This window comes from Endozoicomonas sp. SESOKO1, assembly GCF_024606265.1.
Taxonomy (GTDB): domain Bacteria; phylum Pseudomonadota; class Gammaproteobacteria; order Pseudomonadales; family Endozoicomonadaceae; genus Endozoicomonas.
The window spans coordinates 25,234-36,067 of sequence record NZ_JAHHPP010000293.1; the positions used below are offsets into that span (position 1 = coordinate 25,234).

Here is a 10,834-nt window from a genome sequence, read left to right on the forward strand (position 1 = left end):
TACTTGCCCGGTGGACGTTCGACGTATGAACACTGATTTTCGTAAACCCTTACCCGGCACCCAGCTGGATTATTATGACACCCGTGAAGCTGTGGAAGCGATTAAACCGGGCGCCTATAACACCTTACCCTATACCTCCAGAGTATTGGCCGAGCAGCTGGTTCGCCGCTGTGACCCGGCTACACTGACCGATTCCCTGAAACAGATCGTTGAGCGTCAGCGTGACCTGGATTTCCCCTGGTATCCAGCCCGTGTTGTCTGCCATGACATTCTTGGCCAGACCGCCCTGGTGGATCTTGCCGGATTGCGCGATGCCATTGCCGGGCAGGGCGGTGATCCTGCCAGGGTTAACCCGGTTGTACCAACCCAGTTGATTGTTGATCACTCTCTGGCCGTTGAACATGGCGGTTTTGATCCGGATGCCCTGGAAAAAAACCGGGCTATTGAAGATCGCCGGAATGAAGACCGTTTCCATTTTATTGAGTGGACCAAAACCGCCTTTGAAAACGTTGATGTGATTCCTGCGGGCAATGGCATTATGCACCAGATCAACCTGGAGAAAATGTCCCCGGTTATCCAGTCCCGTGACGGTGTCGCCTATCCGGATACTTGCGTCGGTACCGACAGCCATACTCCGCACGTGGACGCCCTTGGCGTTATTGCCATTGGGGTTGGTGGCCTGGAAGCCGAAACCGTGATGCTGGGCCGTCCTTCCATGATGCGACTGCCTGATATTGTCGGTGTTGAGCTGGCAGGCCAGCGCCAGCCAGGCATTACGGCGACGGATATCGTGCTGGCCCTTACGGAATTCCTAAGAAAAGAGCGTGTGGTTTCATCCTACCTGGAGTTCTTTGGTGAAGGGGCTGCCAACCTCACCATTGGTGATCGTGCAACCATTTCCAATATGACACCGGAGTTTGGTGCTTCAGCCGGCATGTTCTACATCGACGAACAGACCATTGATTACCTTAAGCTGACCGGGCGTGAGCCGGAGCAGGTGGCCCTGGTGGAAAATTATGCCAAAACCACGGGGCTCTGGGCTGATGACCTTAAAACCGCTGACTATGAGCGGGTGCTGACCTTTGATCTCTCGACAATTTGCCGCAATATGGCCGGGCCATCCAACCCGCACCGCCGTTTGCCAACCGCTGAGCTGGCAAGTCGTGGCGTTGCCGGGCCTTACCTGAAAGAAGAAGAGCTAGAGGGCTTAATGCCCGACGGTGCCATCATCATTGCTGCCATCACCAGCTGTACCAATACCAGCAATCCCCGAAATGTAGTTGCCGCCGGCCTGGTGGCCCGAAACGCCAATAAGCTGGGACTGGTCCGGAAACCCTGGGTGAAGTCTTCATTCGCCCCTGGCTCTAAGGTCGCCAGACTCTATCTCGAGGAAGCCGGTCTTCTTGCTGAAATGGAAAAACTGGGCTTTGGCATTGTCGCCTATGCCTGTACCACCTGTAACGGTATGAGTGGGGCACTGGATCCCGAGATCCAGCAGGAAGTGATTGACCGGGATCTCTACGCAACGGCGGTTCTCTCTGGCAACCGTAACTTTGATGGGCGGATTCATCCTTACGCCAGGCAGGCTTTCCTTGCCTCGCCACCGTTGGTGGTGGCTTATGCCATTGCCGGTACGGTACGTTTTGATATTGAAAAAGATGCACTGGGCACTGATCAGAATGGCAACCCCATTACCCTGAAGGACATCTGGCCCAGCGATGAAGAGATCGATGCGATTGTTGCTGAATCCGTAAAGCCAGAGCAGTTTCACCAAGTTTACATTCCCATGTTTGACCTGGGCAAGGCGGGGCAGGCTGAAAGTCCTCTGTACGACTGGCGGCCCACGAGTACCTACATTCGCCGTCCTCCCTACTGGGAAGGTGCTCTGGCTGGTGAGCGCACCCTGAAAGGCATGCGCCCTCTGGCAATATTGGGTGATAACATCACCACCGATCACCTGTCACCGTCCAATGCGATTCTGGCCAGCAGTGCAGCGGGTGAATATCTGACGAAAATGGGGCTGCCGGAAGAAGACTTTAACTCCTATGCCACACACCGTGGTGACCATCTGACAGCGCAACGGGCCACCTTTGCCAACCCCAAACTGCTTAATGAGATGTGTCTGGACGCTAATGGTGAAGTCAAGCAGGGCTCCCTGGCCAGAATTGAGCCGGAAGGTCAGGAAACCCGTATGTGGGAAGCCATTGAAACCTATATGGATCGTCGTCAGCCGCTGATTATTGTTGCCGGCGCTGACTACGGTCAGGGATCATCCCGTGACTGGGCAGCCAAAGGGGTTCGGCTGGCCGGTGTTGAGGCGATTCTGGCCGAAGGGTTTGAGCGTATTCACCGGACCAACCTGGTAGGCATGGGGGTGCTGCCCCTGGAATTCAAGGCTGGCACAACCCGCAAGACATTGGGGCTTGATGGCACCGAAACCTACGATGTGATCGGAGAGCGGACGCCGGGCGCAACACTGACACTATTGATTCACCGTGCCAACGGAGAAACCATTGAAGTACCGGTAACCTGTCGCCTGGATACGGCTGAAGAAGTATCCGTATACGATGCCGGTGGTGTACTGCAGCGTTTTGCCAGGGACTTCCTGGAGTCCGAAGCCGCTGCCTGAACATTCTCTCGCTGGCTCTCGCTGGCCCTTGGGCATAAGAGCCAGCACCACACTCTTATAACAGAAGGAGCTGTTCTCCATGGCTCACCCTCCACAGATCAGGGTACCCGCAACCTATATGCGGGGCGGAACCAGTAAAGGCGTTTTTTTCAATCTCACTGATCTGCCAGAAGCAGCGCAGGTTCCGGGCAAGGCTCGCGATGCCTTACTGCTCAGGGTGATCGGCAGTCCGGATCCATACGGTAAGCAGATTGATGGTATGGGTGGTGCCACCTCCAGTACCAGCAAAACGGTCATCCTGTCGAAAAGCAGGCAGCCTGACCATGATGTGGATTATCTCTTTGGTCAGGTAGCCATTGATCAACCTTTCGTGGACTGGAGTGGCAACTGTGGAAACCTGACCGCCGCCGTTGGTGCATTTGCCATCAGCAACGGGCTGGTTGATGCAGGGCAGATACCCGACCAGGGCATGGCAACGGTGCGGATCTGGCAGGCCAATATCAAAAAAACCATTATTGCCCATGTGCCAATGACCCATGGCGCGGTACAGGAAACGGGTGATTTTGTCCTGGATGGTGTGACCTTTCCGGCGGCTGAAGTTCAGGTCGAGTTTCTTGATCCTGCGGCGGGTGAGGGCGCACTGTTCCCAACAGGTCATCGGGTGGATGATCTTGAAGTACCGGGTGTTGGAACCTTAAAGACCACCATGATCAATGCCGGCATTCCCACCATTTTTATCAATGCCGAAGACGTTGGTTACCAGGGAACTGAACTTCAGGAAGTGATCAATGGTGATAACAAAGCGCTGGCCATGTTTGAGAGTATCAGGGCTTATGGCGCACTTCGGATGGGATTGATCAGCAGGCTTGAAGAAGCTGAAACCCGGCAGCATACGCCGAAAGTCGCTTTTGTTGCTGAACCAAAAAGTTATATTTCTTCCAGCGGCAAAGCAGTCTCTGCAGATGATATTGATCTTTTGGTCAGGGCGCTCTCCATGGGCAAACTTCACCACGCCATGATGGGCACGGCTGCCGTGGCCATCGGTACGGCGGCTGCCATTCCGGGCACCCTGGTCAACCTGGCGGCCGGTGGTGGTGAACGACACTCAGTACATTTCGGCCACCCCTCGGGTACGTTGAAAGTAGGGGCCGAAGCAGTGCTTAAGGATGGGCAATGGACGGTGACCAAAGCGATCATGAGCCGCAGTGCCAGGGTGTTGATGGAAGGCTGGGTTCGTTTGCCGGTTGAATGAACCCTGGAATATCAAATAACTCACACAGAGGCCAGGGCTCCCCTGGCCAGTAGCTTGACGATCACTGCATTCAGCGCAACCAGAGGATTTACGCCAAATGAAACACCAAGGTCTGGCTGGTTATCCCATGTGACAAACCCAACGCCGGGAATCAGCTCATCATGTTCCAATATACTGAAATCAGCAATATTGGTGCTTTCTGAACAACCCGGATATATGGATTTCGGAATAATGTTTTGTTTTATATCGTGAATGAATCCGGCGTCATGACCACACCAGTAGATAACCTCTCTGACAGCCTGTGACAGCAGCCCATCTTCATTCATGGCGTGATCCACGCACTCTTCCGTGAATTGGGGAAAGGCCTTGTGAAACAGCGTGGCCAGGATTACCTTTATTTTACCCTCATGATTCAGAATGGACTCCCTGTCAACAGGGTTGAACTGTTGTTGAAAACAGCGGGCATATTGCAATACCAGCTCCTGGGCATTGTTAGCCAGTTCTGAAAATGCCACCTTGGCCCGATCCTCTGATTGTTCAAAATCAAGAAACTTCTGACATTTTCTGGAGAAAAAGTAATCTTCACCCAGCTCAATCATACTTTTCGTAGCATCAAAATTCCGAATGCCTGCGGGACCCACATTGGAATGTTCTGAAGCTTTTTTCCACTGAAGTATCTGTTCTTCGCAAGCGGCATCCACATAAGACGAAAGGACATAGTGTTTTCGGTTAGTCACGGAATTATGTTCTGCAGTTATTACCGCTGGAGCATACAATCCACAACTGAATAAAACACCGCAATCATGGGCATAGTTATAGAGTCCCGCGAAAATCTGATCCGCGTTGGTTACTGGATCGAGATCGCAGAGGTATAAATGATAAGGCACATCGTTGGTTGATTTCAGTTTGGTTGATTTCAGGTGAAGACAAGAACCTGCCTTGCTTTCAATATCGCGACTCTTCTCCCCGGGTTTTAGCCTTTTGGCCGGCGGGAATGGTGGTGAATCAATTGGCGCATTGTCCGGTTTTTTCCAGTCATTATCAAACTGATTTTCCGGTGGCTGATAATCTTTATCCAGTGATAACAACAACTGCCAAACGTAAGGACTTCCCATAGTATTGAGTGGGTAAACAGGCTGGCGAAATAAGGTTTCCCGCTGTTCCGCACAATCAGGATCAGTTAACCAGTTATTCAGCACATGAATTCGATGGCCGGTAGGTGCAAGGCGTAGAAATGATTCAATGATATCAAAATGTAATGTTGTAACGAGTTTGGTATAGGCTACAAGTCGATCATTTGATGCTGATGATGTTGTTGAAACATTACTCTGTGGATCCGGCCACAGATCCGGGCGATAACTTTTTTGCCGGGTGTTATAGTTTGCCTCTTCCTCACGGTGTTCAGGCTCCATTCGAACCAATGACAGGCCCTCTATCAACAGCCAGTCCATGAATTTCATGAAATCACCGGGACTGGTAAGGCCATTACAGCACTTGGCCTTGCTGATCAGGATGTTCCAGGCCTCACTATACCGGGCATCTTTCTGTAAAAGTCCCGCAATGTTTGCAGAAACAGTATCATCCAATACCGTAAAAATGTTTGCCGCCCACAGGCTTACATCTCCCGGAACCAATTGTTCGGCATGATTCGGGCCTGACCATTTTTCCGGTTCATGACTTCTTTTTGGTTCATGACTTCCTTTCTGATAAATGGACGCTTGCTTCATGACAAGATGGATAAACGACTGTGATTTTTTATCCGGTAACCGGCAGTCCAGGTACCACTGTAACCCATTTTCATTGGGCAAGGTCCATAGAAACGGAGCTACCCGATTTATTGTATTGGTAAATAATCGTTCATTGGTCAATCCAGCCTCTTTGGCCATAAGAAAAGGAGAATTTTTTAAATTAACGGAGGCTTCCCTAAACGCATGCCCGGCGACGGTAATACCCATTTCACTCAATAATTCGGTGGTTTGATGCAATCCTCCCAAAAGAGCCGTCATTGCCATCAGTTGCTGTTCACCGGGACAAAATGAACGAATAAGGGTACGGGCTTTATCCGGTGATTGTTGTGCAATGGCTTCAAGAACAAAAAGCATTGTTATGCTCTTTTTGTATTTGTAAATCTTGCCACGAACCGAAATTCGGTGATCCCCATAGCGCTGCTTAACCAGGTCTTCAATCATATCCCAGGTATTGAATTCACTATGGAGATAATCAAAGAAAACCGTTAACCTTTTATGTGAAACGGTTGGTATTGATTGAGCGATTGCTTCCAGAAACAGTACATCACTGATGGGTCGGCAAGTTAAAATCGTCTGGGTAAGATCGTCAAAGCGAGGGTCAGCATCAGCAAAAATAGCCTTGACGAATAACAGGTCCGGGCAACGCGGGCTGCAGTTATCTACCAGCTTCATCATTGTCTCAAAAGGAAGGTAAACGATCGATTCAGGATTCGGATCAATCCAGAGAATGTCTTGTTTGATGGGGAACCCTTGTTCAATGATATAGGTCAGTACTTTCAGGTTGTTGGTGTTGATCCCAGCCCAAATAGCGATACCCCGTACTACTTTTTGAATACCATCCGCAATTATTCTTCTTAATTGAACATCGTCTGTTAAAAAACGTTTACCCACAAGGATCATGTCACTTTCAATGTATTGCTGGATGTTTATTTTCAGGATACTGAGTTTATCCATTAAACTGAAACTGACGTGCAATTCATCAAACTGTTGAACAAGTTTCTGTAATTCTTCTTTCACAGATTGTTTTTCAACATTTTCTGACGCAAGCAATGCCTGCAGCTTTGTTTGATTTGCCGGGGGAAGGTCTGCGCTGAAAGTCACTTTCTGACTGCCTTTGGTACTTTCTTCACTTCCGACTTCACTCCCGACAGCGCTTTCTTCACTTCCGACGGCAGTTCCGAGAACACTCCCGCCAGCAATCGGACCGTGAGTTTCGGAATGACTGACTCTGCTGTCAGCAAGGGTAAACAGGCTGTCAACACCCGGTGGGCTGGTTCCAGATGCCCCGGTGTTGGCGGATCCGGAATTGGCAGGATTGAGGAACACCTCTTTGTCTTCAGCCGGTCTTACTGTCTGGGATTTATAACTCCCTGTCCCGTCGCAATTGCTGGTTTCTGAAGTCAGGCCTGACCCAGTAGTCGTACCACTATTTATGCCTGTTACATCCACGTTTTCACCCCTTGTCAAAGATGCCTTTTTTGGCCATTTGACAAGGGGGAGAAAAAAAAATTCAATTCCCCGGGCCTGTTGAGTCTTGAATTATGGTTATTTCAGCCTTCTTGTCAGATTGGCCTGATCCATTATTCGTGTCGAAATCTCTTCAACTGAAAATTCAGTGGTATCGATATAGCTGATCCGCTCCTGGTTATAGATCTGTTCAACCATCTGCACTTCATACTGACACTGCCTGACCGATGAATAGCGACTGTTGGGTCGCCGCTCATTCCTGATGCCTGAGAGCCGGGCGGGATTGATGGTCAAGCCAAAAAGGCGTTCTTTGTGCGGGCGAAGAAAATCAGGCAACTTGATGCCCTTATCAAAATCATCCTCGGTAATCGGGTAATTGGCAGCAAAGATACCAAACTGTAACCCAAGATAGATGCAGGTCGGCGTTTTACCGGAACGGGAGGCTCCCAGCACAATAATATCGGCCTTTTCATAGTGTCGGATGCGAGCGCCATCATCATTATCAAGGGCAAACTGCACCGCTTCGATGCGGCGGTGGTAGCTGTCGCTGCTGGTTGTTGAACGTTTCTTGCCGACGGTATACAGCGGATGAGAGTCCAGCTCTATCTCCAGGCCGGGAAGAAAGGTCACAAAGAGGTCAATAATATAAGCCCCACTGGTATGCAGCAGTTTGCTGACTTCTTCATTCAGCACCGTCATAAAAACGATAGGTTGAACCACCTCATGCTGATGAGTTTCTTTAATCAGGGTCAGTGTCCGTGCGGCTTTTTCGGGTGTGTCAATATAGGGCAGGGTGTTGTGACGGAATGTAGGGCCAGAGAACTGGGCGAGCAGACTTTGGCCAAAGGATTCAGCGGTAATACCAGTACCATCAGAGATAAAAAATACCGATCGCTCCATTTTATTGACTCCAGAAGCATAAATTCAGAGAGGAAAAGCTTGAGATTACCGTGTTCTTTCTGGTTTCTGGTGCAGATAGATAAAAAGAATGTGGTTCAAAGCAAAAAACTCTTTCAATCATTAACAATATCTAACAAACTATACCGTATTATTCGTGATGAGAGAATCGGTGTCGTCTAATTGGCCGTACTATGACAACCTTCTTTTTGGGCCGGAAGCCTTTCGGACTCGGACAGCTTCTGGCGCAGTCGGTGCATTCTCAACGGTGAAACCCATGGTAATCCTTTGAAGAACAGGCAGGAGTGTGGCTTGAACAGTTCATCTTTACCAGAGTTTGTAGTGGACTTGAATGCTCTGGGCAATAGTGATGTAAAGCGGGTTGGTGGCAAGAACGCCTCGCTGGGGGAGATGCTCAGCCATCTTGGCAGGGCAGGGGTTAGCGTACCCGGTGGTTTTGCCACCACGGCAGAGGCCTACCGGGACTTTCTGGATGGCTCAGGGTTGTATGATCGCATTCATGCATTGCTGGATGAACTGGATATTGATGACCTTCAGCAGCTCACCGGGGCGGGTGCCAAAATTCGCCAATGGATTATGGATGAGCCATTTCGGCCTGAATTTGAACAGGCCATTATCAACAGCTATCGTGAACTCTGCGGTAAACATGACGACCTGGCGGTAGCAGTGCGATCCTCGGCAACAGCGGAAGACTTGCCTGATGCTTCCTTTGCCGGACAGCAGGAGACCTTTCTGAATATTCGTGGCGCACAGAATGTGCTGCAAGCGGTTCGCGAAGTCTTTGCCTCTCTCTTCAATGACCGCGCAATTTCATACCGTGAACATCAGGGCTTTGACCATCGGGATGTGGCATTGTCAGCTGGAATTCAGCGGATGGTTCGCAGTGAAACGGGGTCTGCTGGTGTGATGTTTACCCTGGATACCGAGTCAGGTTTCCGCGATGCCGTATTTATAACCTCCTCCTGGGGCTTGGGAGAGACGATCGTTCAGGGTGCGGTGAATCCGGATGAGTTTTATGTGTACAAGCCCGCACTTGAAGCCGGGCGCTCTGCCATTCTCAGGCGGAATATGGGGAGCAAGGCGATTCAGATGGTTTACGGTGATGCCGGAGAGACCGGAAGGTCCGTGCAAACCGTGGATGTTGATCTTGAGAAACGTCAGCAGTTCTCCATCAGTGATGCCGATGTGCTGGAACTGGCCCGTCAGGCCATGGCCATTGAAGCCCATTATGGTTGCCCCATGGATATTGAGTGGGCCAGGGATGGCGATGACCAGCGGCTTTATGTGGTTCAGGCCCGGCCTGAGACAGTACAAAGCCGAACTGAATCCAGGACGCTGGAACGTTATCGCCTGTTGCAGCAGGGTAATGTCCTTGCCGAAGGTCGCAGTATTGGCCAGCGCATTGGTCAGGGACGGGTCTGCCTGGTGGATGACCTGATGGATATGGACCGGGTTCGCGATGGCGATGTGCTGGTGACGGATATGACCGATCCGGACTGGGAACCCGTTATGAAACGGGCCTCAGCCATTGTTACCAACCGGGGTGGGCGTACCTGTCATGCCGCCATTATTGCCAGAGAGCTGGGGATTCCAGCGGTGGTCGGGTGTGGTGATGCAACCGACCGGCTGAAAGATGGTCAGGTGGTTACCGTTTCCTGTGCACAAGGGGATACCGGCTTTATTTATGAGGGCGAGTTACCGTTTGAGCACCAGAAGAAAGATCTGGATCAGATGCCTGAGTTGCCATTCAGGATCATGATGAATGTGGGTAATCCTGACCGGGCCTTCAGTTTCTCCCGATTGCCCAATGCAGGTGTGGGTCTTGCCCGACTGGAATTTATCATCAACAAGATGATTGGTGTTCATCCCAAGGCTTTGCTGGATTATCGAAAAAATCCGGGCAAAGTCCCCGGTGCCGTGAAACAGCAGATTGATGAGCGAATGGCAGGCTATGGCGATCCTGTGGATTTTTACGTCGAGAAACTGGTTGAAGGTGTTGCTTCCATTGCGGCCGCCTTTGCCCCGGAAAAGGTGATTGTCCGACTCTCAGACTTCAAGTCTAACGAATATGCCAACCTGATCGGCGGCAAAATCCATGAGCCTGATGAAGAGAATCCGATGCTGGGCTTTCGTGGCGCTTCCCGTTATATCTCGGAATCCTTCAGGGATTGTTTTGAGTTGGAATGCCGGGCCATGAAGCGGGTCAGGGATGAGTTTGGCCTGGACAATGTTGAACTGATGGTGCCATTCGTCAGAACGCCGGATGAAGCTCATCAGGTTATCAACATTATGTCTGACTTTGGACTTCGCCGTGGTGAACATGGTCTGAAGATCATTATGATGTGCGAACTGCCATCCAATGCACTGCTGGCTGATGAGTTCCTGAAATATTTTGATGGCTTCTCCATTGGCTCCAACGATATGACTCAGCTGGCACTGGGACTTGATCGGGATTCCGGCTTGATTGCCCATCTTTTTGATGAGCGTAATGCCGCCGTTAAGCAGCTGTTGTCCATGGCGATTCAGGCCTGTCGCCGACACGGTAAATACATCGGTATCTGTGGCCAGGGTCCCAGTGACCATCCGGATTTTGCCCGCTGGCTCATGGAGGAGAGCATTGATACCGTTTCCCTGAACCCGGACTCTGTCCTGGAGACCTGGCTCTATCTGGCGGAATGATTCTGTCAGGGGCTGTTCAAAGGTTGTCTTGAAAGGCAGTCAGGAATCTTCCAGAGAAGTACGGTGTCACCTTTGGGTCCCCCTCTGGGATTATTTCTGCAATGGATTATTAAATGATCACCATCGGGGCTAAAATCAGCT

The 10,834-nt window shown here is 50.7% G+C and carries 5 protein-coding genes; 3 read left to right on the forward strand and 2 right to left on the reverse strand.

Features of this window, described 5'->3' with window-relative positions; genetic code table 11:
* The first annotated feature begins 25 nt into the window (after positions 1-25).
* Both acnD and prpF read left to right on the forward strand, forming a co-directional pair.
* Entirely contained in the window at positions 26-2,629 is a 2,604-nt protein-coding gene (acnD, locus tag KDK13_RS13100) for a Fe/S-dependent 2-methylisocitrate dehydratase AcnD (protein ID WP_257285418.1), read from the forward strand.
* Positions 2,630-2,708: 79 nt separating this feature from the next.
* The gene (gene prpF, locus KDK13_RS13105; RefSeq protein ID WP_257285419.1) at positions 2,709-3,881 is read left to right on the forward strand and encodes a 2-methylaconitate cis-trans isomerase PrpF; all 1,173 of its coding nucleotides are present in this window, start codon (positions 2,709-2,711) and stop codon (positions 3,879-3,881) included.
* A 20-nt stretch (positions 3,882-3,901) separates the two neighbouring features.
* Here prpF and KDK13_RS13110 read toward each other — a convergent pair whose 3' ends face one another.
* Together KDK13_RS13110 and KDK13_RS13115 are read right to left on the reverse strand one after the other, a co-directional pair.
* Complete coding sequence (locus KDK13_RS13110; protein ID WP_257285420.1) at positions 3,902-7,078, reverse strand: hypothetical protein; 3,177 nt, start codon at positions 7,076-7,078, stop codon at positions 3,902-3,904.
* A 96-nt stretch (positions 7,079-7,174) separates the two neighbouring features.
* The gene (locus tag KDK13_RS13115) at positions 7,175-7,996 is read right to left on the reverse strand and encodes a pyruvate, water dikinase regulatory protein (RefSeq protein ID WP_257285421.1); all 822 of its coding nucleotides are present in this window, start codon (positions 7,994-7,996) and stop codon (positions 7,175-7,177) included.
* Positions 7,997-8,305: 309 nt separating this feature from the next.
* Here KDK13_RS13115 and ppsA point away from each other — a divergent pair, with 309 nt between their 5' ends.
* Entirely contained in the window at positions 8,306-10,693 is a 2,388-nt protein-coding gene (gene ppsA, locus KDK13_RS13120; RefSeq protein WP_257285422.1) for a phosphoenolpyruvate synthase, read from the forward strand.
* Positions 10,694-10,834: the final 141 nt, after the last annotated feature.

What these genes read in the sequence shown, in the direction of transcription:
- acnD (WP_257285418.1), top strand. Translation starts at nt 26, where the DNA reads ATGAACACTGATTTTCGTAAACCCTTACCCGGCACCCAGCTGGATTAT.
- prpF (WP_257285419.1), top strand. Translation starts at nt 2,709, where the DNA reads ATGGCTCACCCTCCACAGATCAGGGTACCCGCAACCTATATGCGGGGC.
- KDK13_RS13115 (WP_257285421.1), bottom strand. Translation starts at nt 7,996, where the DNA reads ATGGAGCGATCGGTATTTTTTATCTCTGATGGTACTGGTATTACCGCT.